Origin of the sequence: Dichotomicrobium thermohalophilum, from assembly GCF_003550175.1 — a bacterium.
In the GTDB taxonomy this organism is placed as follows: domain Bacteria; phylum Pseudomonadota; class Alphaproteobacteria; order Rhizobiales; family Rhodomicrobiaceae; genus Dichotomicrobium; species Dichotomicrobium thermohalophilum.
Genome location: NZ_QXDF01000001.1, coordinates 1,860,673 through 1,885,000 on the forward strand (window position 1 = coordinate 1,860,673; position 24,328 = coordinate 1,885,000).

General features: G+C 64.6%; 23 protein-coding genes. 12 read left to right on the forward strand and 11 right to left on the reverse strand.

From position 1 onward, the window contains the following. Nucleotides 1–91: 91 nt before the first annotated feature. The 3 genes from BXY53_RS08640 to BXY53_RS08650 are packed head-to-tail and all read left to right on the forward strand — an operon-like array spanning nt 92 to nt 4,959. Nucleotides 92–1,870 carry an N-acetylglutaminylglutamine amidotransferase gene (locus BXY53_RS08640; RefSeq protein WP_119061424.1) on the forward strand — a complete coding sequence of 593 codons (1,779 nt, stop codon included), beginning with the start codon at nt 92–94 and terminating at the stop codon, nt 1,868–1,870. Nucleotides 1,871–1,918: 48 nt separating this feature from the next. Then, a complete protein-coding gene (gene ngg, locus BXY53_RS08645; RefSeq protein WP_119061425.1) occupies nt 1,919–3,676 on the forward strand; it encodes an N-acetylglutaminylglutamine synthetase in 1,758 nt (585 codons plus the stop codon). Further along, nucleotides 3,673–4,959, forward strand: coding sequence for an osmoprotectant NAGGN system M42 family peptidase (locus tag BXY53_RS08650; RefSeq protein WP_245410397.1), 1,287 nt, complete (start codon nt 3,673–3,675; stop codon nt 4,957–4,959). The genes ngg and BXY53_RS08650 overlap by 4 nt, the downstream gene beginning before the upstream one ends. Nucleotides 4,960–4,964: 5 nt before the next feature. On the opposite strand, the gene BXY53_RS08655 is transcribed toward BXY53_RS08650, so the two are convergent. Continuing rightward, complete coding sequence (locus tag BXY53_RS08655) at nt 4,965–5,378, reverse strand: MerR family transcriptional regulator (protein ID WP_119061426.1); 414 nt, start codon at nt 5,376–5,378, stop codon at nt 4,965–4,967. Between the two features lie 72 nt (nt 5,379–5,450). On the opposite strand from BXY53_RS08655, the gene BXY53_RS08660 reads away from it, so the two are divergent. Further along, a complete protein-coding gene (locus tag BXY53_RS08660) occupies nt 5,451–6,074 on the forward strand; it encodes a cation efflux transmembrane domain-containing protein (RefSeq protein WP_119061427.1) in 624 nt (207 codons plus the stop codon). A 123-nt stretch (nt 6,075–6,197) separates the two neighbouring features. On the opposite strand, the gene BXY53_RS08665 is transcribed toward BXY53_RS08660, so the two are convergent. From BXY53_RS08665 to dusA, 3 genes are all read right to left on the reverse strand, one after another. Then, nucleotides 6,198–7,037, reverse strand: a complete 840-nt coding sequence (locus BXY53_RS08665; protein ID WP_119061428.1) for a sulfite exporter TauE/SafE family protein — start codon at nt 7,035–7,037, stop codon at nt 6,198–6,200. Nucleotides 7,038–7,232: 195 nt separating this feature from the next. After that, nucleotides 7,233–8,447, reverse strand: a complete 1,215-nt coding sequence (locus BXY53_RS08670) for a TsoY family (seleno)protein (RefSeq protein WP_119061429.1) — start codon at nt 8,445–8,447, stop codon at nt 7,233–7,235. A gap of 97 nt (nt 8,448–8,544) precedes the next feature. Continuing rightward, nucleotides 8,545–9,579 (reverse strand): tRNA dihydrouridine(20/20a) synthase DusA, encoded by a 1,035-nt coding sequence (gene dusA, locus BXY53_RS08675; protein WP_119061430.1) that lies wholly within the window; start codon nt 9,577–9,579, stop codon nt 8,545–8,547. 124 nt (nt 9,580–9,703) lie between these two features. Between dusA and BXY53_RS08680 the strand changes: the two genes are divergently transcribed. Further along, nucleotides 9,704–12,199, forward strand: coding sequence for a hypothetical protein (locus BXY53_RS08680; protein WP_147361532.1), 2,496 nt, complete (start codon nt 9,704–9,706; stop codon nt 12,197–12,199). Nucleotides 12,200–12,298: 99 nt separating this feature from the next. Here the strand turns inward: BXY53_RS08680 and truA are convergent, their stop codons facing one another. After that, nucleotides 12,299–13,045: a tRNA pseudouridine(38-40) synthase TruA gene (truA, locus tag BXY53_RS08685; RefSeq protein ID WP_119061432.1), complete on the reverse strand. Its 747-nt coding sequence runs from the start codon at nt 13,043–13,045 to the stop codon at nt 12,299–12,301. Nucleotides 13,046–13,180: 135 nt separating this feature from the next. On the opposite strand from truA, the gene BXY53_RS08690 reads away from it, so the two are divergent. The 3 genes from BXY53_RS08690 (at nt 13,181) to BXY53_RS08700 (ending at nt 15,662) form a co-directional block, all read left to right on the forward strand. Then, nucleotides 13,181–14,050: a TIGR01459 family HAD-type hydrolase gene (locus BXY53_RS08690; RefSeq protein WP_119061845.1), complete on the forward strand. Its 870-nt coding sequence runs from the start codon at nt 13,181–13,183 to the stop codon at nt 14,048–14,050. 63 nt (nt 14,051–14,113) lie between these two features. Beyond that, nucleotides 14,114–14,650, forward strand: coding sequence for a MaoC family dehydratase (locus BXY53_RS08695; RefSeq protein WP_280985256.1), 537 nt, complete (start codon nt 14,114–14,116; stop codon nt 14,648–14,650). 16 nt (nt 14,651–14,666) lie between these two features. After that, nucleotides 14,667–15,662, forward strand: coding sequence for a bifunctional riboflavin kinase/FAD synthetase (locus BXY53_RS08700; RefSeq protein ID WP_119061434.1), 996 nt, complete (start codon nt 14,667–14,669; stop codon nt 15,660–15,662). A gap of 1 nt (nt 15,663) precedes the next feature. Here BXY53_RS08700 and BXY53_RS08705 read toward each other — a convergent pair whose 3' ends face one another. Next, the gene (locus BXY53_RS08705) at nt 15,664–16,167 is read right to left on the reverse strand and encodes an isoprenylcysteine carboxyl methyltransferase family protein (protein ID WP_119061435.1); all 504 of its coding nucleotides are present in this window, start codon (nt 16,165–16,167) and stop codon (nt 15,664–15,666) included. Then, nucleotides 16,164–17,288 carry a type III polyketide synthase gene (locus BXY53_RS08710; RefSeq protein WP_119061436.1) on the reverse strand — a complete coding sequence of 375 codons (1,125 nt, stop codon included), beginning with the start codon at nt 17,286–17,288 and terminating at the stop codon, nt 16,164–16,166. Before BXY53_RS08710 ends, BXY53_RS08705 begins: the two co-directional genes overlap by 4 nt. 287 nt (nt 17,289–17,575) lie before the next feature. Between BXY53_RS08710 and BXY53_RS08715 the strand changes: the two genes are divergently transcribed. Continuing rightward, nucleotides 17,576–18,073, forward strand: coding sequence for a single-stranded DNA-binding protein (locus tag BXY53_RS08715; RefSeq protein ID WP_119061437.1), 498 nt, complete (start codon nt 17,576–17,578; stop codon nt 18,071–18,073). A 3-nt stretch (nt 18,074–18,076) separates the two neighbouring features. Here BXY53_RS08715 and BXY53_RS08720 read toward each other — a convergent pair whose 3' ends face one another. The 3 genes from BXY53_RS08720 to BXY53_RS08730 are packed head-to-tail and all read right to left on the reverse strand — an operon-like array spanning nt 18,077 to nt 20,548. Continuing rightward, complete coding sequence (locus tag BXY53_RS08720; RefSeq protein WP_119061438.1) at nt 18,077–18,634, reverse strand: DUF924 family protein; 558 nt, start codon at nt 18,632–18,634, stop codon at nt 18,077–18,079. Between the two features lie 9 nt (nt 18,635–18,643). Continuing rightward, the gene (locus BXY53_RS08725) at nt 18,644–19,786 is read right to left on the reverse strand and encodes a glycosyltransferase (protein WP_119061439.1); all 1,143 of its coding nucleotides are present in this window, start codon (nt 19,784–19,786) and stop codon (nt 18,644–18,646) included. Nucleotides 19,787–19,846: 60 nt separating this feature from the next. Beyond that, entirely contained in the window at nt 19,847–20,548 is a 702-nt protein-coding gene (locus BXY53_RS08730; RefSeq protein ID WP_147361533.1) for an extensin-like domain-containing protein, read from the reverse strand. 122 nt (nt 20,549–20,670) lie between these two features. Between BXY53_RS08730 and BXY53_RS08735 the strand changes: the two genes are divergently transcribed. The 3 genes from BXY53_RS08735 (at nt 20,671) to BXY53_RS08745 (ending at nt 23,997) form a co-directional block, all read left to right on the forward strand. Next, the gene (locus BXY53_RS08735; RefSeq protein WP_119061441.1) at nt 20,671–21,765 is read left to right on the forward strand and encodes an enoyl-CoA hydratase/isomerase family protein; all 1,095 of its coding nucleotides are present in this window, start codon (nt 20,671–20,673) and stop codon (nt 21,763–21,765) included. Between the two features lie 133 nt (nt 21,766–21,898). Further along, a complete protein-coding gene (locus BXY53_RS08740; RefSeq protein WP_119061442.1) occupies nt 21,899–22,408 on the forward strand; it encodes a MarR family winged helix-turn-helix transcriptional regulator in 510 nt (169 codons plus the stop codon). A 314-nt stretch (nt 22,409–22,722) separates the two neighbouring features. Further along, nucleotides 22,723–23,997, forward strand: a complete 1,275-nt coding sequence (locus BXY53_RS08745) for a L,D-transpeptidase family protein (protein ID WP_170144382.1) — start codon at nt 22,723–22,725, stop codon at nt 23,995–23,997. Nucleotides 23,998–24,069: 72 nt separating this feature from the next. Here BXY53_RS08745 and BXY53_RS08750 read toward each other — a convergent pair whose 3' ends face one another. Next, nucleotides 24,070–24,291, reverse strand: a complete 222-nt coding sequence (locus tag BXY53_RS08750; protein WP_119061444.1) for a hypothetical protein — start codon at nt 24,289–24,291, stop codon at nt 24,070–24,072. Nucleotides 24,292–24,328 lie beyond the last annotated feature (37 nt).

Sequence of the window (24,328 nt, forward strand, 5' to 3'; positions counted from 1 at the left end):
GGCGAGACCATGAAAGATCGTGCTGGCCTGTGCGCATTCATTGGCCGCACGCCATCGCCCACCCGAGAAGCAGCGAGCGTTACCCCCTTACATGTGCGGCATTTGCGGAGAAGTCACTTTCGACGGCACCCCCGCCGATCTGTCCACCCTCGACAAGATGGCAACCTGCATGGCCCCCCGCGGCCCGGATGCCAGCGGCGCGGTGGCCCACAGCCATGCCGGGCTCGCGCATCGCCGCCTGAAGATCATCGACCTGAGCGAGCACGCGCGCCAGCCTATGGTCGATTCCCATCTCGGCCTGAGCATCGCCTTCAACGGCTGCATCTACAATTACGAGGAGCTTCGCGACGAGCTTATCGCGCTGGGCTATGCGTTCTTCTCCCACAGCGACACCGAGGTGATCCTCAAGGCCTTCGCTGCTTGGGGGCCGGACTGCGTGAAGCGGTTCAACGGCATGTTCGCCTTCGCGATTCACGAGCGTGACACCGGTCGACTGTTCCTCGGGCGCGACCGGCTGGGCATCAAGCCGCTTTATTTCTCCGAGGTCCGCGGCGGGCGTACGCTGCGCTTTGCCTCGACGCTGCCGGCCTTGCTCGCGCCTGGCGACGTCGACACCAGCATCGATCCGGTCGCGCTGCATCACTACATGACTTTCCACGCCGTGGTACCACCGCCCTTCACGATGGTACGCGGCATCCGCAAGCTGCCCCCTGCCACAATCGCAATCATCGAGCCGGACGGCACGCGCAACGACCATGTCTACTGGGCGCCGACCTTCCAGCGCGAGGCGCGCGATGCCGACATGCCGTCCTCGGCCTGGCGCGATCTGGTGCATGAGACGCTGCGTGCCGCCGTCAAGCGCCGGATGGTCGCCGATGTCCCGGTGGGTGTGCTGCTGTCGGGCGGCGTGGATTCCAGCCTGATCGTCGCGCTGCTGGCCGAGGCCGGCCAGACCGATCTCAAGACGTTCTCCATCGGCTTTGAGACGGTTGGCGGCGAGGAAGGCAATGAGTTCCGCTATTCCGACCTCGTGGCCGAACGTTACGGCACCGAACACTACAAGATCCAGGCGACCAGCGACCGGCTAATCCGCGCACTGCCCAAGGTCATTTCGGCAATGTCCGAGCCGATGGTCAGCCACGACAACGTCGGCTTCTTCCTGCTATCCGAGGAAGTGTCGCAACACGTGAAAGTCGTGCAGTCCGGCCAGGGCGCGGACGAGATCTTCGGCGGCTATCACTGGTATCAGGCGCTGACCAACAGCAACGACCCGGTGTCAGACTATGCCGCGGCCTTCTTCGACCGTGACCATGAGGATTACGAGCAGCTCATCACCCCGGACTTGGTCGATGGCGACTATAGCCGGGATTTCGTGTCCGCGCATTTCGACCTGCCAGGCGCAGACACGCCCGTCGACCGGGCGCTGCGCATCGACACGATGGTGATGCTCGCCGACGACCCGGTCAAGCGCGTCGACAACATGACCATGGCCTGGGGGCTGGAGGCGCGCGTGCCCTTCCTCGACCATAAGGTGGTGGAACTGGCTGCGCGAATTCCCCCGGATGAAAAGCTCAAGGACGGCGGCAAGGGCGTCCTCAAGGACGTCGCGCGTACGGTCCTCCCCAGCGAGGTCATTGATCGACCGAAGGGCTATTTCCCGGTCCCGGCGCTCAAATACATTCAGGGCCCGGTTTATGATATGGTCCAGGACCTGATGCATTCGCAAAAGGCCCGGGAAAGGGGCCTTTTCCAGCAGGATTACGTCGACAGGCTGCTCGAAAATCCGGCCGACCACATTACCTCTCTGGGAGGTTCGAAGACCTGGCAGGTTGCTCTGCTGGAGTGGTGGCTGCAGGAACACGGCATTTGAGATCACCGCGTTTGATTAACCCGTATCCGACAACCGAAAGGCAGGCACATGGGGGACCGTGACAAGCGCGTCAGCCCCGAGGACCTCGCCGAAATGGCCTCGCTGAAGCACTGGGGCGCGCGGCCGGAAGAGGCACAGGCCCAACTGACGACGCCGAACGCGATCGTCGACTGCGGGTGGGGCCGGCTCATATTCGGACAGACGTTTGCCGATCTGGACCAGCTCGCGAATTCGCTGCGCGAGGAAACCGAAGGCCAGCGGGACGTGGCATTCTACGTGCGCGACCCGCATGTCGTCCTGTCGAGCGCGCCGCAGGAGCTGTTTCTCGACCCCTCGCACACCTTCCGGCTCTACCTGGGCAACGTGAAGGACGAAGCGCCAGCGCCGCCCGGCTTTCGCATCCGGGAGGCCCGCCCTGACGATGCCGATGCGATCAATACGGTCTACCAGTCTCACGGCATGGTCACGCTGCACGACGGTTTTCTCGACGAGCTGGACGCGGACAACCCCGTCACGGTGCTGGTGGCTGACGACCCCACCACGGGCGAGGTGCTCGGCGTGGTGATGGGCGTCGATCACGTCGCGGCCTTCGGCGACCCGGACAACGGGTCAAGCCTTTGGGCGCTGGGCGTCGACATGCAGGCCCCCCACCCCGGCGTTGGGCGGATGCTTGTACAGGCCCTCGCGCATCACTTCCGCGAGGCCGGACGCAGCTTCATGGACCTCTCGGTCATGTACGACAACGAGGAGGCCATCCAGCTTTACCGCAAGCTCGGCTTCGAGCAGATCCCCGTCTACTGCATCAAGCGCAAGAACCCGATCAACGAGCGCCTGTTCATGGGCCCGGCGCCGGAAGAGCAGCTCAACATCTATGCGCGGATCATTGTCGATGAGGCCCGCCGGCGCGGCATTGCCGTTGACATCGAGGATGCCGCAGCCGGGCTCTTTCATCTCTCCTTCGGAGGACGCTCGATCGCCTGCCGCGAATCCTTGAGTGACATGACCAGCGCCGTCGCCATGAGCCGCTGCATGGACAAGTCGCTCACCCAGCGGCTTCTGCGCCGAGGCGGGCTGAAAGTGCCTGAGCAGATCCGCGTGGAAAGCGACGAGGAGGCGATGAACTTCCTGCGCCGGCACGGCCGCGTGGTGGTGAAGCCCGCCGAGGGCGAACAGGGCCGCGGCGTCTATGTCGACCTCACAACCCCCGACGACGTACTTGCCGCCGTGGCCGCCGCGCGCTCGCTGTGCGAGACCGTGCTGATGGAGCAGTTCATCACCGGTCAGGACCTGCGCATCATCGTCATCGACCGACAGGTGATCGCCGCGGCAATCCGTAGACCGGCCGCTATCATGGGCAACGGTGTACACACGATCGCCCAGCTCATCGAGAAGCAGTCGCGCCGGCGCGAAGCCGCCACGGGCGGGGAAAGCCGGATCCCGGTAGACGACGAAACCCGGCGTAGCGTTTCGGGCGCAGGCTATGACATGGATGCCGTGCTTCCTGAAGGCGAGGAACTGATCGTGCGCAAGACCGCAAACCTGCATACCGGCGGCACGATTCACGATGTCACACCCGAGTTGCATCCGGACCTCGCCGACGCCGCATTGACCGCATCGGACATTCTCGATATGCCCGTCGTCGGGCTGGACTTTATCGTGCCGTCGCCATCCGAGCCGACCTATTTCGTGATCGAGGCGAACGAGCGTCCCGGCCTCGCCAACCACGAGCCGCAGCCAACCGCCGAGAGCTTCATCGACTTCCTCTTCCCGCAGACCGTGACGAGAGACAGGGCCGTCCGCTCATGAGCCGCATCCGCGACCTGAAAATGGACACCGGCTATCTGCTGAGCACGCTGAAGACCCTGCTCAACATTCCGAGTCCGACAGGCATGACGGATCTTGCGGTGGGCTTCGTTTGCAGCGAGCTGACCAAGCTCGACATCCCCTACGAGCTGACGCGGCGCGGCGCGATCCGTGCGAACTTGCCGGGCGCCCGCACGTCGCCGGACCGCTCGGTCTCGACGCATCTCGACACGCTCGGCGCGATCGTGAAGCGCATCAAGCCCTCCGGCCGGCTGGAGATTTCCCCGGTCGGCCACTGGTCCGCGCGATTTGCCGAGGGCGCGCGCGTCACGGTCTTCATGGATGAGGCGCGCAAGCTGCGCGGGACCATTCTGCCGCTCAAGGCATCGGGGCACACCTACGGTGACGAGGTCGATGAACTGCCCATCTCATGGTCGAATGTCGAAGTGCGCCTGGACGAGCGCATCGAAAACGCGCAGGACACCATGGCGCTCGGCGTCAATGTCGGCGACATCATCGCGGTCGACTCGAACCCGCAATTCGAAGGCAACGGCTTTATCAATGCCCGTCATCTGGACGATAAGGCAGGCGTGGCGGCCGTCCTGACGGCGGCCAAGGCCATTCAGGAAGCCGGGCTGACCGTTCCCCTCGACTGCCATCTGCTTTTCACGATCTCGGAAGAAGTGGGTGTGGGTGCCTCGCACATCCTGCACGGCGATGTCGCGGAGATGGTCTCGGTCGACAACGGCACGATCGCGCCGGAGCAGAACACCTCCGAATATGGCGTGACGGTCGCCATGCAGGATTCGAGCGGGCCCTTCGACTGGCACCTCACGCGCAGCCTCCTGCATCTGTGCCAGCGCTTCAACATCGAGCACACGCGCGACGTGTTCAATCACTACCGAAGCGACGCGGCAGCTGCCATGGAGGCCGGCAACGACATGCGCGCCGCGCTCATCTGCTTCGCGCTCGATGCCTCGCACGGCTACGAGCGCACGCATGTCGACTCGCTGATCGCGTTGGCCCGCCTCGTCAGCGTTTATATGCAGAGCCCGCGCCTGTTCGAGCGCGACGAAGAGGCGCTCGGCCCCATGGGCGACCTACCTGCCAGCGAATACGAGCGCATCGACGAGGGACCGGAGGCGCGCGGCGTTGACACGTCCGGCGCAGCGCACGGTAAGATCCCGGCCCGCGAACCCGCCGAAATGGCCGAGGCGCACGCCAAGACCTATGCCACCACGGACGCGGCGCCGGCGACGGGCAAAGACGGTGGCCGGCTCGACTAGGCGCGTCAGTGCTCGTCCGCGCAAAGCGCATGATCCGAGAGCGCCTGGAGCACATAACAGTCCCGCACCCGCTTGGCCGTGCAGCCCTCGGCGATCCGCGCCAACTCGCGCTCTAGCCCCTGCAACTTGGCAATCCGCTCGCGCAATGCGGAAAGCTGCTGCCTGACCACGCGGTCGGCCTCCGCGCATGAGCGGTCAGGCGAGGCGCTCAGCGCGATCAGGTCGCGGATCGACTCCAATGGCAGCCCGAGTTCGCGGGCATGGCGGATAAAACGCAGGCGCTCGGCATGGCCTTTGGAATAGCGCCGCTGATTGCCCGCCGTGCGCGCCGGTGCGTCGATCAGGCCAATCTGCTCGTAATAGCGGATGGTGGGCACCTTCACGCCCGTCTCCTGCGCCAGCGCGCCGATCGAAAACATGGCCAACCCTCTTGAACCTCTAGTTACTAGAGAGATTAGGTTCGCAGTAGCCATTGCACAAGGAGCGACGTAATGGGCGCGTCGTGCTGCGGCGGCGGAGCGAATTTCGAAGGGCTGTCCCCGGACTACAAGCGCCGGCTGTGGGCCGTAATCGGCCTGAACGCGAGCATGTTCTTCGTGGAGATGGTGGCGGGCCATCTGGCTGGCTCCCGCGCCCTGCAGGCCGACGCGCTCGACTTCCTGGGCGACAGCCTCACCTATGGCATGTCAATGGCCGTTATCGGCGCGCCCTTGCGCGTGCGCGCTTCGGCTGCGCTCATCAAGGGACTGAGTCTTCTGGCGATGGGTCTCTGGGTGTTCGGCTCGACGATCTACACCGTGTTCGTGCTTGGCGTCCCACAGGCGCAAGTCATGGGGGCGATTGCCTTTCTCGCGCTGGCCGCGAACATGGCAAGCGTCCTGCTGCTGGTGAAATACAAGGACGGCGATGCGAATGTCCGCTCCGTCTGGCTGTGCTCGCGCAACGACGCGATCGGCAATGTGGCGGTGATGCTTGCTGCGCTGGGCGTCTGGGGCACGCAGACCGGCTGGCCGGACGTGATCGTCGCCGCGCTGATGGCCGGGCTGTTCACCTGGTCCGCCGTGCAGATCCTCACGCAGGGCTTGAGCGAGTGGCGCAGCACGATGGCCGCCTGATCCGACGCGATGGCCAGCGCCTCTAAATCGGCTCCAGGTCCTGCCCGGACTTGATCCGGGCATCTATGCCTGACGGCTTTATTGGATTGCCGGGCCTGACCCGGCAATGACGATAAGACCTGACTACACCTGGAAGAACAGGCTGATCAGGAAGCGGATCGACATCAGCGTAAGGAAGATGGCGAAGGCGACCTCCAGCTTGCGCCGCGACAGCCCATGCGCCACACGTACGCCGATCGGGGCGGCATATACGCTCACCGGCCCGATGATCGCAAAGCCCAGCAGGCTGACATACCCCAGCGAACCGGGCGGCAGCAGGCTTGCCTGATCCCAGCCGGCCCAGACGTAGCCGAGCGCACCGGGGATCGCGATGATCGGCCCGAGCCCCGCGCCCGTCGCCACAGCCTGATGAATCTTGCGGCCGTAGAGCGTCATGTAGGTGGTGAGTTGCACCCCACCGCCAATCCCCATCAGTGCGGAGACCGTGCCGATCAGCCAACCGACCGCGCGGTCCACTGCCTTGCCCGGCATTTCGGTACCCAGGTTCCAGCGCCCACGTCCGAAATAGAGGTTCAGCGCCATGAGCGAGGTCGTGAGGATATAGACGACCTTGAGCACCGCCGCCTGCACGAAGCTCGCCACGACGATCCCGGTCAGCACCCCGGCGAGCACCGGCGGGCCGACGCGGCGCAAGACGTCCATATCCACCGCGCCGCGCTTGTAATGCGACTGCACCGAGCGGATCGAGGTCGGGATGATGACGGCCAGAGAGGTCCCGACAGCCAGATGCATCCGCACCTCCAGCGGCACGTCGAGGATATTGAACACCTCATAGAGGATCGGCACGAGGATCCCACCCCCGCCGATACCGAACAGTCCCGCCAGAAACCCCATGAGCAGCCCGCCCGCCAGCAGCGCGGCAATAAGCCAGGCGAGTTCGCCCCAGGGCAAGCTGATCTCCATCGCGGAACTCCAAAGGGGCGCCGGCGGGTTTCCTGCCGGACGGAACGGGACAGAACGGCGGGGATGGCGGACGCCGGCATGAAGACGCCCCCCGGCGCTATAATTCAGACTCCGGGGGACGCGTACAAGGCTGATTTTGATCGGGTCAGCGCGAGGATTGGGCGAGGCACACGCGCCGCCCGGCCGCGGTGACCGTCATTCCGCCGCTGCAACCCGCCCCTCGGTCGCGCGCGCGAAATGCTTGCGATTGAGCGTGACGACCAGCCAGATCGTTACCGCCTGCAGGGCCAGCGCGACGAACGTGACAACCCAGAAAGCGATGCCGAACTTGTCGACAAGCCCGACGCCGACCAACCCCTTGTTGACGAAGAACTGCACCATCACCGCCAGCGCCACGCCGGGGCAGACCAGCGCATAAGCGCCAGGCGACCGCTCGCCGCCGGTGACGAAGCGGCCGAAGTAGTTGAAGCGACGCAGGACCACCAGCCCCCAGAGCGCGAAGGCGACTTGCAGCGCCAGCCACCAGGTCTGCTGCGAGAACAACTCGGCCGCTCCGCCTTCCGCGGCGAAATGCGCATGAAGGGCATGATCCTGACGCATCAGCGCGATGCCGATGACCGTCATGATCGGCACGATGATCCACAGCGACGGTGCACTCTGCGGGTTGGCTCCGTTTTCCATCATCGCGCGCAGGCCGAGCACCAGCTTCACAGCGGCCACGATAAGCGCCGCGACGATGAAGAAGCTCGATGCGATATAGGACACTCCGGCAATCCAGGCCTGCGTGCTCATCGCGGCCGGAGCCGCCAGCCCGACGCCAACCATCGACAGCGCGAAGGCAGGAATCAGCTGTCCGAAGCTGTTGTTGCGCGAGCAGTCGAAGCCGCCGGTCGCGAGGATGCGGCCCCAGAAATCGCGCATGATGGCCAGCGCCCACACGCCGACAGCGAGGAAGGCGACAAGCGCAAGCGGAAACAGATATTCGACGACGCTCCACAGCCCCGGCACAAACACCAGCCCAAGGATGAAGGCGACGTTCACGCTCATTGCCACGGTGAGCGGCGCGGCGAGAAGCTGGGTCTCATCATTGCTGTTGCGCAGCGCCGCGTAGGCCGCGGTGGTGCGGAACCGCAGCAATTCGCTGATGTTCCAGAGCAGTAGCCGCACATGCATGATGGCGAAGAAGGCGATCCCCAGCCATGCGACCGCGATCGCCACCTGCATGGGAAGGCTGCCCAACGTGAAAGCAGCCACGATGTCCCCGAAAATCGGCACCGGGCGTCCCGGGTGCGGCACCCAGTGCAGCAGCCACATGAAGAAGGTCACGGTCAGACCGCCAGCACCGAGCGCGGCCAGGAAATACAGCGGCGAATAGGATTCGCCCATGCGAACTTTTGTGTTCGGAAACATTGTCTCCCACTCCTCCCGCAAAGAGAATCGCGTTTGTGATAAGGCTACCGCAACAGAATTCGGCAATCTGTGACCCTGTCACCGTGACCGCAATTGCTCACTGGCTGATGGCGTGGGAGAGGGGCGCGCTCGGACCGCGAAGACTTTGGGCCTCGCGGGCCGCTTCGACGCAGGCGAGCGCGTCTTCCACGACTTCCGGGCCGGCGCCGTCGCGCACGGCATTCTCGCTCAGGTGCCGGCGGAAAGATCGCGCGCCGGGCAGACCCTGTACCAGGTTGAGCAGATGCTTGGTGATCGCCGAGAGTCGGGTGCCCCGCGCCAGTTCGCGCTCAATGTACGGTAACATTCGGCGCACGATCGCCAACCGATCGAGCGGCAAGGCCGTCATGCCGTAGAGCCGGCTGTCGACCTCGGCGAGGACGAATGGGTCCGCGCAGATCGCGCGTCCCAGCATGACGCCATCGACATGGGCAAGATGCGGCTCGGCCTCCGCCACATCCTTGATGCCGCCGTTGATGATGATGTTCAGGTCTGGCCGGGCCTGCTTGAGCCGATAGACCCGGTCATAGTCGAGCGGCGGCACATCGCGGTTCTGCTTCGGGCTGAGGCCATGCAGCCAGGCCTTGCGCGCATGGATGATGAAGGTCTCGCAGCCGCCCGCCGCGACCGTTTCGACGAAGTGGGCAAGCCCCGCCTCGCTGTCCTGATCGTCGATACCGATGCGGCACTTCACTGTGACAGGGATGTCCACCGCCGCGCGCATGGCCGCAACGCAGTCCCGCACCAGCTCCGGCTCGGCCATCAGGCACGCGCCGAAGCGCCCGCGCTTCACCCGGTCGGAGGGGCAGCCGATGTTCAGGTTGATCTCGTCGTAGCCCCAATCCGCGCCGATGCGCGCGCATTCGGCGAGTTCGTCCGGGTCGCTGCCGCCGAGCTGTAGCACGACAGGATGCTCCACCGGGTCGAATTCCAGCAGCCGCGCGCGCGGTCCATGAATGATCGCCCCTGTCGTCACCATTTCGGTGTAAAGGACCGCGCGCCGGCTGATCAGCCGCATCAGATAGCGGAAGTGCCGGTCCGTCCAGTCCATCATCGGCGCGACGGCGAATGTATGGTCGCAATTTTGGATCATAAAGCAGATCGGCTTTCTTGCTCGCGCGTGAGCGACAGCTCGACGCAAGGCTACGTCATCTATTGTTGCCGCTCACCGCAAGCACGGTTCCCTCCAAGCGCCGGCGGACTATTGATCATTGTGAATGATGCGGGAGCGGCGGCATACAAACTATGCTTGGATCTTACACCGGCCCTACGAAAAAATAGGGAGAGACCCTCAAATGCGACAAGCCCGCCTTCGCAGATATGTGGTGGTGCTGACCATGATGCTCGGCGTCTGGACCTTGCCCGCGCAGGCCGGCTGGGTCGCCTTATATGAAGGCGTAGAGGGAACCTCAGAGGCTTCACGCGGCGTTGGTATCATCGCGGTTCTGCCGCGCGAGACTGACGGATTCGTTGCGTTCGCTGGATCTGCGCGCAGCAAGACGCCGGCAGATGCCATTGAGGAACCCCGCAACCTCGCCTTTGCGCGCTGGGAGCTTGATGGGCAGGGCCAAATCCAGGGACAGAAAGGGTTTCTGGCCCCGCGCTCCGGCGCCATCCGCGCGGTACAGCCGACAGCGGACAAAGGCCACATCCTCGTGGGCGACTTTTTCAAGCCAGCCTCTCGGGAGCCGCGGCGCGGCCCGCCTTTCGTCGGCTCCGAAGAGGTAGCTGTATCCTGGATCGTCAAGCTGGACGCGGCGGGCAATGTAGAATGGGGCCGGCGATTCGATGACATCCGTCCCGATGGCACGCGCACGGGCCGTCACTACAGTCTGCAGTCGATCACCGAGGCGCCCGATGGCGGCTATATCGCGATTGGTGAGACACACCCACGCGTGACGGACATAGCGCCCGGCCAGGTCCCGGACATGGACATGTGGATTGTCCGTCTCGCCCCCGACGGCGATCTGCTCTGGCAAAGGCGTTATGGCGGCGACGAGATCGATGCCGGCATGGTGATAAGGCCGGTCCCGTCGGGCGGCTTCATCGCCGCCGGCATGACTTCGGGGCGCGGAGCATTCGCGACTGGCGGCGAACTCTGGCTTGTACGGGTTGATCAGGAGGGCCGTATCCGCTGGCAGAAATCCTATGGCGGGCCGATCGGGCCAGCGGCACGCGGCGTCGATGTGGGCTGGCAGCTCGAAACCCGAGGCTCCGACGGATATGTGCTCGCGGGTACGACACGGTCCTTTGGGCGTGGCGGCAGCGCGCGCGGCGACATCTGGGTCATGCGGCTGGGGCCAGGCGGTGACATTCGCTGGCAGTATTCCTACGGCGGCGACGGACTTGAGACGTCGCCAACCCTGCTTGTAGCTGGAGACAGCTTCCTGCTTTCAGGTTACAGCAATTCCTTCAGGCCGGAGTCTCCGGATGCTTGGCACGCATGGCTCCTGAACTTGGGAAGAGACGGCGCGATCCAGTGGCAAAAACGGCTTAGCCCCGAAGATCGCGGCATTATTAACCAGTTCATTGGAAACCTCGCGCAAGCGCAGCAAGGATACCTAGCCGCAGGCTTTACGACCGCATTTGGCGCAGATGATCACAGCAGCGCGGGGCTGCTGATCAAAATGGCACGGGACGGCACGATCGGACCGTTCCCTCCGAATTTACCGCTATCCCTGGAAACCACTGACGCCAAGCGCCGTGAAACCGCCGCGGTGCCCCGCACCATTGATCAGGGAACGCAGCCTGCTCAAGCGCGGATGACAAGCTGGCAGCCGGAGCGCACCGAAACCCGGGTCACAATGCGCTATCTTGTCGCGCCAAATGAACAGCCCGCTGAGGATCGTGAGCGCGAAGAGACCAGATATGATGGGATCCCTCCAGTGCCGCCAGTTGTCGCCCGTTATACCGCCTTCATCGGCCCTCACGACCTGCATGCGGCTGACGGTGCGCGCCTCGATACCTCCTGGGCAATCTTGCGGCAGGATCGCTTCAACAATCATGTGGCCGGATTCGTCGATCCGGAGGATGAAGCGAACGGCTTCTTCGACAGCGCAGCAAACCGAAAGCGCATGCGCCGCCTGATGCGAAACGGGGAAATCGCCGATGACCTTGCCAGCAAGATTGTTGAGGGGGGCGTCACCGTGCAGGTCACCGTCCATGCGGGCGGCGATCCGCACAGGGCGATGATCCTGGTTGAGGAAGTGGACGAAACGAACGGCGGGACCGGTTTCCCTCATGTGGCGCATCTCGATTGCCGTGCACATGCCTGCCTGTCTGAACGGCCGGGACAGGCCGTGCCTCCGCCGAGCGACAAGTGCTGGGGCTGGTACCGCAGCCACATCTACAATCTGCTGGCCAGCACAGGCGCGCAGCGCAAGGTGACTGAAATCGCCGGCTTTGTGAGTGGGGGCCCGTCCGAACGAAACGTCAAGGTTGCGGGCTTCACGCTGCAAGCCCTTCCAGCAGAGTGTCTCGGCGAGAAGGCGCGCAACACGCTAAAAACGGGTGGCGGCTGTGATATGTTGAGCGGTTTGCGCTGCTGGCAGCCGTTGCTCCGCTTTACAGCGCCGGTGGCTGCGGGGCCAAAAGAGCTTGTGCATTGGGCCGGAAGCCTCGACGGCGTCGCCGCCATAAGACTTGTCGCGCCGCAGGATCATTACGTCGACAATTCTGGGTTGTGGATCGAATATGCGACCGATAAAAGGTAGGCGGCGCAGGGCCAACTCGTGACGCCTCCGGAAAGCGTGGCAGCATTTTCCGACAGGCGACGTGTCATGCCTGAAGACCGGAGACACGACCGCAGTCCCTCAGACTAAGTCATAGCCAACCCCGACCAGATAGAGCCCGCAGGCCGGCGCGACCGGCCCGCACGCGCTGCGCTTTTGCGCCTCCAGCGCCGCCCGAAGGTCGTCGGCCGACCACTTGCCCTCCCCCACCAGCTTCAGGCTGCCAACCATCGAGCGCACCTGGTGGTGCAGAAAAGACCGCGCGCTGGCGTGGACCGTGATTCGCTCGCCCGCGCGGATAACGTCCAGCCGGTCGAGCGTCTTGACCGGCGAACGCGCCTGACACTGAACCGAGCGGAAGGTGGTGAAATCATGCTTGCCCGTCAGCACCTGCGCCGCGTCGTGCATCGCCTCGGCATCGAGCGGCACCGGCACGCGCCAGGCCCGCCCAGCATCCAGCGTCAGCGGCGCGCGGCGGTTGATGATGACGTACGCGTATTCCCGCCGCGTGGCGGAAAACCGCGCATCGAAGTCCGCCGCGACCGCCTCGCAAGTCAACACCGCGACCGGCGCCGGCTTCAGGTGATGATTGATCGCATCGCGGATCTGATCCGGGCGCATCTCCTTGGCGAGATCGAAATGCGCGACCTGAGCACGCGCATGAACGCCCGCATCGGTGCGTCCGGCCCCGCGCACTTCGACATCCTCGCCGCTGAACCGCCTGATCGCCTCGACCAGCGCTGCCTGTACCGAGGCGCCATTGGCCTGCATCTGCCAGCCGACGAAGGGGCCGCCGTCATACTCGACTGTGACCTTGTAGCGCGTCATGGCGGATCTTCCGTCCGGCCGGGAAAGCGGCGGCTTGCACGTCCTGCCCCGGCGAGGCTAGTTTTGCATTGCACAAGAAATATGCGGCGGGGCACCAATCGGGGCAACGGCGCAGGCTGCGACAAGGCACGCGACATGAACGAAACGCCGCCGGACATACCCGTCATCGACCATATCGCGCCGTTGGCCGCGGGCTATGCCGCTTGGTTCTGCGATGTCTGGGGCGTCATCCATAACGGCATAACCCCGCATGACAGCGCGGTTCAAGCCTGCGAGAGCTATCGCCAACAAGGCGGAACGGTCGTGCTCCTGTCCAACTCGCCGCGCCACAGCGGCGGTGTTGCAAAGCAGCTCGATCAGATCGGCGTGTCCCGCGCCAGCTATGACATTCTCGTCACCTCCGGCGATGTCGCGCGTGCGCAGATGGAGCGGCGCGGCGGCGACAAGGTCTTCCTGCTCGGCCCGGAGCGCGACCGGCCAATGCTGAACGGGCTGGATATCGAACTGACCGGTCCGGACGAGGCCGAGGTCGTGCTCTGCTCCGGCCTGTTCGACGACGAGACCGAAACGCCAGACGATTACAGCGAGCTTTTCGCCCGGCTCCGTTCGCGCGGCCTGCCGATGATCTGCGCGAATCCGGACCTGATGGTTGAGCGCGGCGACAGGCTGATCTACTGCGCCGGCGCGCTGGCCAAGGCCTATGGCGAAATGGGCGGAGAGGTGGTCTATACCGGAAAGCCGCACCCGCCCATCTACGACCTGGCGCGCGAGCGCCTGAGCGAGGTTGCCGGAGCGACGCCCGACAGCGCCATCCTCGCTATCGGCGACGGCGTGCGCACCGATATCGCGGGCGCGATCGCCGAAGGCCTCGACAGCGTCTTCGTCGCCAGCGGCCTGCATGTCGACATGGACGAGAGTGACGCGCTGGACAGCGCCGCCATCGCCGCGCTGTTCGCCGACACGCAGCAGAAACCTCTGGCCGCCATGAAGCGGCTTCGCTGGTGATACAGAAAGGCAATGACCATAGGTCTCGATCCGCACAATTTCGGGAGAAGGAGCAGCAAGCGTATGAAATGGCTACCTGAGCGGATGCGGCAGGCGCTCGGCGCCAAGACAAGGGAGGCACACCCGGCTGGAAGCGTCGAGGCACACATTGATGCCTGGGCTCCGCCGCCCGAACACTATTATCACTTCGAAGATCTCGCCGTCGGGATGGCCGAGGAATATTTCCACACGATCACGGATGACGATGTCGCGGCGTTCGCCGCGCTGACCGGGGACACCAACCCTGTTCATCACAACCAGGAATACGCTGCACGCACCCGCTTCAAGGCGCCAATCGTCCACGGGATGCTCACGGCCAGCTATATTTCGACCGTGCTGGGCACCAAGCTGCCGGGCGCCGGCGCAATTTACCTGTCGCAGACACTCAAGTTCCTGGCGCCCGTCTATCATGGGGACACGGTCGTTGCCCGCGCCGAGATCACGGATCTCATCGCGGAGAAAAGCCGCGCGGTGCTGCGGTGCACGTGTTCTGTCGAGGATCGGGTAGTGCTCGAAGGCGAAGCCGTGCTAATGGTCCCGCGGCGAGAGAGCAACCAGTGACGGGAGCCTGAACCGCGTGGAAATCGTGCGCGAATGGCGGGACCGGCCGGCGGAGACGCGTGGCGCCGTCCTGGCAATCGGGAATTTCGACGGCGTGCATCGTGGGCATCAGGCCCTGCTCAAGCGTGCCCAGCAGATTGCCGAGGACCGCGGCGCTAAGGCCGGGGCAATGGTGTTCGAGCCGCATCCACGCACCTTCTTCCAGCCGGACCGCCCTTTCTTCGAGCTGACGCCGATGCCGCGCAAGCTCCGGCTGATAGAGCTGTTCGGGCTGGATATCGCGGCGGTCGTGCGCTTCGACGCGGCGCTGGCCAGCCTGACGGCAGAAGAGTTCGTGCAGCAGGTACTGGTCAACGGGCTGCAAATCTCGCACGCGGTGGCCGGCTACAACTTTTTCTTCGGCAAGGGGCGCGGCGGCAACCCAACCGTGCTTCAGGAGCTGGGGACGCAGGCCGGCATTGGCGTTGACATCGTCGACGCTGTCGGGGGCGCGGGCGAAGTCTTCTCCTCCACGCGGGCGCGGGAATCGCTGGCCGAGGGCGACCCGCGCGGCGCCGCGGAGGTCCTCGGCTACTGGTGGCGCGTCGTCGGCGAGGTCACCGGCGGCGCGGGGCGGGGCCGGCACCTCGGTTTTCCGACGGCCAATATCACGCTCGCCGAAAGCCAGGTGCTACGCCATGGCATCTATGCCGTGCGCGTGCATGTCGACGGTGCGATCCGGCACGGGGCCGCCTATCTCGGTACCCGCCCGACTTTCGACGACGGGCCGGCGGTGCTGGAGACCTTCCTGCTGGACTACGACGGCGACCTCTACGGCAAGAAGCTGGAGGTCGAGTTCATCGCGTACATCCGCGACGATGCACGCTTCCCCGATGCGGACTCGCTCGTCGAGCAGATGCGCATCGACTGCGAGAAATCGGCGCAAATCCTTCGGGAAGTCGATGCAAACGACCCGATGCTGGCCTATCCGCTGGGCCGGGCCATCGCGGAGCACGGCTTCGGCGTCGCCTGAATCAGGCGCGCCGGGGCTGAAGCGCACGGTCTTCCACGCGGATGCGATAGGCCAACAGCGCCAGGTTCGCCGCCCCGAAGACAAGTGCCACCCACTCCAGCCCGAGGATCAGCGGCACCAGCGGAATTTCCAGTGCCACAACGACGTAATTTGGATGCCGCACGAAGCGGAACGGCCCGCCCGTTATCAGCGGCGCATCCGGCACGGTAACGATGCGGGTCGTCCAGTACGGGCCGAGCGTGGCAATCACCCAGATGCGCGCGGCCTGCAGCAGCACAAACGCCGCGAGCAGCACCCAAGGCACCGGCGGGGAGGGAGCCGTGAGCACGGCCAGCGTAATGAGCCAGGTCGCATGAAGCAGCACGAAGAGCGGATAGTGCTCCGCGCCGATCTCCTGCCCGCCGCGGGCCAGCAGCGCCTGCGTGTTCTTGCGGGCGTAGGCCAGTTCGGCCAGCCGCTGCACGACCAGCCAGGCAACCAGCATATAGGCCCAGCCAAAGGTCATGCCGCCTCGCCGTTCAGCGTAAGGAGCTGAAACGCGCCGGTGAAGCCCGGCCCGAGCGCCGTCATCAAGAGCTGGCCGCGCGCGCCGCGTCGGCGCAACTCGTCGAGCACGAACAGCACCGTAGGCGCCGACATGTTGCCATAGCCGCGCAGCACGTCGCGCTCCGCCTCCAGCCCGCCGCGCTCGATCCCGAAGACATCCTCAAGCGCGTCCAGCACCTTGACCCCGCCAGGATGGCAGCAGGGCCGGTCTATCGCCGCAGGGTCCAAGCCGACACGCTCCAGGAAGCTGTGCATGGCGTCATTGAACGCGCCAGCGACGATCTGCGGAATGTCGCGGTGGAAGATGACATCGAAACCCTGATCATCCACGTCCCAGCCCATGACATTCAGGGTGTTCTGCCACAGATGCTCGCCTCCTGCGCCCAGCGCCCCGAGCGGCGCCTCACCCCCGCCCTCGCTCGAAAGCACAGCAGCCGCCGCGCCGTCACCGAACAGCGCGGTCGCCACGAGGTTGCTTTTCGTGAGCCTGTCATAGCGAAAGGCAAGCGTGCAAAGCTCGACGACAATCAGCAGCACGCGCGCCCCCGGCTGAGCCACCGCCATCTGCGCCGCACGCGTCATGCCCGAGACACCGCCGGCACACCCCAGCCCGAACACCGGCAGCCGTTGTACATCCGGACGAAACGGCATGATGTTCATCAGCCGCGCCTCGATCGAGGGCGTAGCGATCCCCGTCGAGCTGACGAAGACAATCGCATCAATATCACCGGCCGCCAGTGAAGCATCGGCCAGCGCACGGTCCGCTGCATGCTGCGCCAGCCCGGTGGCATGCGTCTCGTAAGACCGCGTCTTGTCGGCAATGCCCGCCGGCGCGTTGAACCAGTCAAGCGGCTGGCAGGCATAGCGGGTGTCGATCTGCGCGTTTGTGTAGACGCTCTCCAGCGTCCCGAACAGGTTGGTGCGTCCGCCGAAGATGCGCCGCGCATTCTCGATTACCGTCCGCTGGTCGAGACACTGCGCTGGCACCGCCGTCGCCAACCCGAGAAGCTGCGCCGAAGGCGCATGTGGCTGGCGCGAAGCGATAGGCTCGCGCTGATGATCGGCAAGATAGTCGTACATGAACTTCGCCTCTGGCAGCTCTGCAGGAATACGGTGCGCAGGCGCCGCCGGACGTGTTCAACATTTTGTGAAATCCGTAAACTTGTTCCGATCCGGCGCAGGGACATTGACACTACGTGATGAAAGTGAGAACGTAACCGGAACATTTACGCGAACGGACACGCTCAGCATCGCGCCGGTGTGGAAAATGATGGCCGCCGGTAGCTGGCAGCGGCGACGGGCGGTTAGTCTCATGAGCGAGTGTGGCCGCGAAGGCGCGGCGCGAAAGGCATGAGAAAGGACAAGCGATGGCCGGTTCCGTCAATAAAGTCATTCTGGTCGGCAATCTCGGCGCCGACCCGGAAATCCGCCACACGCAGGACGGCCGTCCGGTTGCAAATCTGCGCGTTGCGACCTCGGAGAGTTGGCGCGACCGGAACACCGGCGAGCGCCGCGAAAAGACCGAGTGGCACAATGTCGTGATCTTCAGCGAGGGCCTTTGCAAGATCGCGGAGCAGTACTTGCGCAAGGGCTCGAAGATCTATCTCGAAGGCCAGCTCCAGACCCGGAAATGGCAGGACCGCGAGGGCAACGACCGCTACACGACCGAAGTCGTTCTCCAGGGGTTCAATGCGACGCTGACCATGCTTGACGGTCGCAACGGCGGCATGGGGGCCGGTCAGGGCATGGGCATGAATGAAGGCGGCCAGTCAGGTTATGACCGGGGTCCGTCTGGCGGATCGCGCGGCGGCGGACAGCCGGCCGAAAACTTCGATCAGGACCTCGACGACGAAATCCCGTTCTGATCGCTACCACTGCGTCTCGCGCGCTTCCAGGAAGGCGTCTTCTTCCAGCGTCGACATCCGTACGAGGGCAGCGTTGCGCTGCGGAAAGCGGCCGAAGCGGTCGATCACCTTCTTATGCTGACGCGCAAACTCCGTGTACTGCGCATTGCCAAGCGCGCTGATGAGGCCGAGCGCCCGCGCCTGATCCGCCGGGCTCTCGCTGTGCTCGAACGGCAGGTAGAGAAACAGCCGTTCGTCCACGTTTAACTCCGCATCGAATTCGTGCTGTATCGCCTCGTGAGCCAGCAGCCGCGCCTTGGCGTCGGTGGCGAAGGCCGCCGCCGTTCCCCGAAACATGTTACGCGGAAACTGGTCGAGAACCAGCACCGCCGCGAGAACGCCGCGCGGCGTCTCCCGCCACTCTTCGGGAACCTTGCGGCGCAATCTGTGATAGAGATCGAGAAAACGCGCAGTGATCTGCTTATCCAGCGTCTGGTCGCGCCACCACTGCTCGGGCGTCAGCTCCTCGAACCAGAAATTCAGCACATCCAATGCTTGCGGCGGCAAGGAAATCGCGGTCATGTAATCCTCTCACAGGCCAAGCGCCTGAAGTTGCGCGGCGACGACCCCGTCGATGTCAAAACGCGTCGCGGCGATCCGCCGGCTCTCCTTGGCATAGCGCGGGATCAGGTCAGGCCGGCGCAACAGGCTCTGAAGCACGCCGGCCAGCGCCCCAGCATCGCCCGGTGCGAAGCGCTGGCCATTCACGTCTGACTGCACTGCCTGCCATCTGGCAGGCACATCTGCGCTGATCAGCGGCCGGCCGATGGCAAGCGCATGACTGACCTCCGCCGGCAGGCAGGGCACCTCATCTGGGAACACGACCGCGTGCGCCCGAGCCAGCAAACGCTCCATGTCTCGGCGCGGCCCGAGATAGCGCACGATCCCGCGATGCGCCTTCATCAGCCGCAGCAACTCCGCGGACGGCTCCTCGCCCGGCGGCGAGGCGACGAGATAGATCGCGCAGCCGCGGCGCGCCTGCAGCGCCCATGCGGTTTCGCAATAAAGTCCGACACCGGTCTCGCTGCCCGGATAGGCGATGGCAAGGAAAACCATACCTTTTGTCAACGGTGAGAGCGGCACATGCGTGAACCGCGACAGGTCGACGCCCGGCCCGGCGACGAACACCGGCTGCAGCCCGGGCGGCATCAGGCTGCGGCCGTCAACGACCGGATCGCGCCCGAGCCCCGGTACGATCGCCGCGTCGCAGCGCGACAGCAGGGCCGTGCATTCCCGCTGCAGCCGCCGGTCGCCGCAATTCGGCGCCAGTGCCTGAGCGACTTCCGGAAACGCCGCCACGACGCGCTCGACCTCTGCCCGTGCGGCCGCTGCGATGCCCAATCGACCGGCCGGCCAGGCCAGCGCCATCAGCACGTCCGGCGCAAGGCTCGTAAGCGCGAGCGCCAGCTCGCGGATGTCATGCTTGTCGCGACCGCTTCCCGGCAGGCTTATGGGCTCGACACCCAGCGCCGACAGCGCCCGGAAGGCTTCGGCATCCTGTGGTGCGAAACAGAACAGTTCATGGCCGCGCGCTCGCGCTTCGCGGATCAGCCTTGCCTGCCCGGCGATTACCTCGCAAGCATTGTTGGCGACCAGCACCGCACGCTGGCGCGCCGGAATCGTCCTGACCGGTGCAATCGCATCCGACGGTTCGGTGGCTGCTATACGTGTCATCCAGCCTGCCCCATCTGCGAATCACGCGCGAGTCTAACAGATTTCGCTGCGACCTCGCGGCTACTCGCAGACGCCGCCGCTGCCGATGTCGAAATGGAAATGGTTGGCATGGGCTTCGTTTGCGCGGGGGCCGAGTACCGTGTCAAAGATCTGGCAAGCGCCGGTATGGATTTCACGCAGGAAGGCCGACCGCTCGTCATCGCCCGGCCAATGCGCCAGCACCGTGATGACCTGGCCATCCGCGGTCTGGAAGGCGGCGATGTCGAGCGCCTTGGCGCGCGCGTGCTGGCTGATGCGGGTGTCGGGCGAATTGTAGCGGCGACGGCAGCTATACGTGCCCATCAGCCGGATCTTTGCGACCGGCGAGCCGAGCCGGGCGCGCGCCGTCGGCTGCAACACGCGGTCCACCCACTCGCGAAAGCGCGCGGCCATACCGCAGGTGAGCGTTGCCGCCGGAACAAGCTGCAACCCAGCCTCGCCCGGCAGGGCACGCAGGCGCACAGGCGCGGGCGCACCGCAACGGCCCTTGCGAATCGGCTCCAGCGGCTCCAGGTCGTAGGCCCCGCGCGCGACCACCGCGATGCAGGCGCGTTGCGCCCCGACAATTTCCTCTGGCGACCATTGCGTTGGTCCATCGGTGATCGCGGGCTTGGCCCACGCCGCGGGCGGCTGCCGCTTCGCCGGCAGGTCTGGCATCCTCTCGGCCTTGGTCGTCCCGGCTGCGCACAGCCCGAGAAACAAGATCAACAACAGCCGGCTCACGAAATCGCCCTCCCCGATTTGGTCTGCCCATCCGATGTGATAAGCAAACCGCGGCGCGGCGGGAACCGTCGCGCGGCCCACCGACTTTGTTTCCAACAGCGATCATCAGGGATAAACGCTGCATGCCGTCATCCGCCGAAGACACCCCGACCCCGGACGTCATTTGCAGAGAGGATAACCGCGTCGGTCTTGTGCTCCTCAACCGGCCGAAGGCACTCAACGCGCTGTCGCTCGAGATGGTCCGGGCAATGGAGACCCATTTCCACAAATGGGCGAAGAATCCGCACATCTACGGCGTGATTCAGCGCGCCCACGATGACGGCCCCTTCTGCGCCGGCGGTGATGTGAAGGCGATCTACAAGATGCGCGACACTGACAAGGATGCTGGCATCCGCTTTTACCGGGACGAGTACCAGCACAACTGGACGCTGCAGCGCTTCATCAAGCCGACCGTCTCGCTTATCAACGGCGTGTGCATGGGTGGCGGCGTGGGCATCAGCGTGCATGGCACGCACCGCGTCGCGGCGGAGGGCTACAAGCTGGCGATGCCGGAGACAGCGATCGGCCTGTTCCCCGATATCGGCGCGAGCCACGTCCTGCCGCAGCTTCCCGGGCGGATCGGTCTTTACATGGGGCTGACCGGGGCAGTGATCGGTGCGGCGGACGGCTACCGTCTGGGACTGGCCACGCACTGCATCAGCGCGGACAAATTCGACCTCATCCAGGCGGCCGTGCGCGAAGCCGAACCGATCGACCCTGTGCTCGACGGCCTGCACGAGGACCCGGGCGAAGGCGAACTTACGCGCTTGCGCCCCGCCATCGACCGCTGCTTCGCGCCCGGAAGCGTCGAGGACATCATCGCCCGGCTGGAAAAGGAAACCGGCGAGACCGCGGACTGGGGGCGCGAGACCGCGGCGACGCTGCGCGCGCACTCGCCCACTTCGTTGAAGCTGACGCTGCGGCTCTACGAGGAAGGCGCCCGCCTGAACAGCCTGAAGGAGTCCCTCAAGCTGGAGTTCCGCTGCGCGGTGCGCTGCCTGCGCGGGCACGACCATTACGAGGGCGTGCGCGCGAAAATGGTCGACAAGGACAACAACCCGCAGTGGGACCCCGCACGTTTGGAAGATGTCAGCGACGCCACAATCGACGCCTATCTCGCGCCGCTGGACGACGTCCCCGAACTGGAGCTGGAAGACCACTGGACGCTGGTCGAATGACCGCCGCCGCCATCATTAAAATGCAACCGATATTCATGAAAAACCCATAAGCACCCGTATTAAGTGCATTTTAGCTAGTCTGCGTTAAACATGGCCTCGTTGTATGCGCAGTACACCGAACGAGGCAAAAGCGATGAACAACACGTTGAACGTCTCCCGTCACGAGCGTCCAGAGAGCGAAAACGCCCTCAAGCCGACGTATCTGGTCACGCTCAAGCTGATCGAACGACTTCAGCGCCTGTTGCTGGACGTGCTCAAGGATGAGCTGGACCGGATCGGCTGTAAGGAGGTCAACAGCGTTCAGGCTCTCCTGTTGTTCAACATTGGAGACATGGAGCTGACCGCCGGGGAAATCCGAAGCCGGGGCTTCTACATGGGGTCGAACGTGTCCTACAACCTGAAAAAGCTGCAGGAACTCGGTTGTATCGAGCATCAGCGCTCGGAAAGCGACCGGCGCGCCGTCCGCATCCGTCTGACCGAGCGCGGCAAGCAAATCAGCCGCATGGTGAACGAACTGGTCGACCGGCAGCTCAGCCTCATTGAGAAGGTCGGTGGTATCTCGCTCAGCGATCTCGAGAGCATGAACCGCACCCTCCATCGGCTGGAGCGGTTCTGGACCGACCAGATCCGTTATCGGCTGTAGCGTCGGTTCTGCCCCGGCAAGTTTTTCCGGGGACGGCTATCGCGCCAAGGTTGCGCGTTGCAATATGCCAACGCGCGCGTGACAAATTTCGGTCTCAAGGATTTGTCATTTGTGTCGCATCGAGGGCCGAAGTACTCTTCCGCGCATCAATATCCGCAAGCGGGTACGTAAGCGCGGAGATCGCCCAGGTTCTTGGACAATTGGCCAACCCGGCAGGCCGCCTCGGCGCAGGCCGTTCGGGGAATTGTCTTGGAGGGGGATTCAGGGTTCAGGTGAGGGCAATGGATCAGCGAGTTTTTAAGCGACCGTTCCGAATGGTCGTCACGGCATCCGCAATGCTGGTGGCGTCGAGCGTTGTTATGGGCTCCGGGCACCGCGCCGTTGCGTTGGAAAACTGGATGGAGTTCGACAATAACTCCAGCTCGTCATGGTCTCAGCCCTTTGACCGCTCGTTCGTGCGGCGCTGGGAGTCTCAGCCCCGCCGCGGCTATACCACGCTCTCAAAGAAGAATATCGCCCCGACGCGCGCAGCGATCGACCAATATGAGGAGATTGTCGCCAACGGCGGCTGGAAGCGGATTCCGGATGTCAAGCTGCGCGCGGGCATGAGCGATCCTGCGGTGGCGGTGCTGCGCCAGCGGCTGCGGATCAGCGGCGATCTGGAACAGCGCGGCGGCTTCCGCAACACGTTCGATTACTACGTCGAGAAGGCATTGAAGCGCGCCCAGAAACGGCACGGGCTGTCGCCCACGGGCGTCTTGGACAGCGCCACGCGGGCCGCCCTGAACGTCTCGGCGCGCGCGCGGCTGCGCCAGCTGAGGCTGAACCTCACGCGCCTGAACCGCTTGTCCCGCCAGACCAGCCGTGAGGGGCGCTATGTTTTCGTGAACATCCCGGCGGCACAGATCGAAGCGGTAGAAAATGGCGAGGTGGTCTCGCGGCATTCCGCCGTCGTCGGCAAGCCGAGCCGACAGACCCCTATCCTCAAGTCGCGCATCCATGAGTTGAACTTCAACAAGGAATGGATCCTGCCGCCGACGGTGATCCGCGAGGACCTGGTGCCCAAGGGCCGGTCCATGAGCCGGAACGGGCAGAACGTGCTGGAACGCTACGGCATCGACGCCTACGCGAGCTACGACGCCTATCGCCGCGGCGACAAGCTCGATCCGCGCCAGATCAACTGGTCGTCGTCGCAGCCGCTCAACTTGTTCTACGCCCAGGAGGCCGGGAACGATAACCCGCTCGGTTTCGTGAAGCTCAATTTCCATAACCGCCACGCCGTCTACCTGCACGACACACCGTCGCAGTCGCTGTTCGGGCGGAACAAGCGCGCGGAAAGCTCGGGTTGCGTGCGCGTGCAGGGCGTGGAGCAACTCGTCGCCTGGGTGCTGCGGGATACGCCTGGCTGGGGGATTTCACGCGTGCGACAGATGAAGCGCACGGGTGAGACGCTGGACGTCAAGGTGAAGAACCCGGTGCCGCTTTACATGAACTACGTCACGGCCTGGGCAACGCCAGACGGCGTGGTCCATTTCCGCCGTGACATCTACGGCCGGGACGGCGTGGGCGCGACGGCCTCGGCCTACTGACTGGCCGAACAGCGCGCAGATCGCGAGCGTCACAGCGCCTGGTCCCGACGGGGCGGGCGCTTTTCTTTTGCGCTAGAGCCCGCGCGCGACGTCGTGCCCGAAATTGATCAGCAACGCAACAAGCACCACCGAGATTACGATCACGAGGGCCATGAAGCGGCGAAAGGCCGGCAAGATCAGCATGACGAGCAAAAAGACGCCGGCAACGATGGCGATCGTCACCCACAGCGCCAGCTCGGTGTTCGTCTGGTAGTAAAGCGCGATGGTGTTGCGCAGGTCATCGAGAAACGCCATCACGGCCTCCCCAGCGCCGTTCGACTATTAGCGCGCC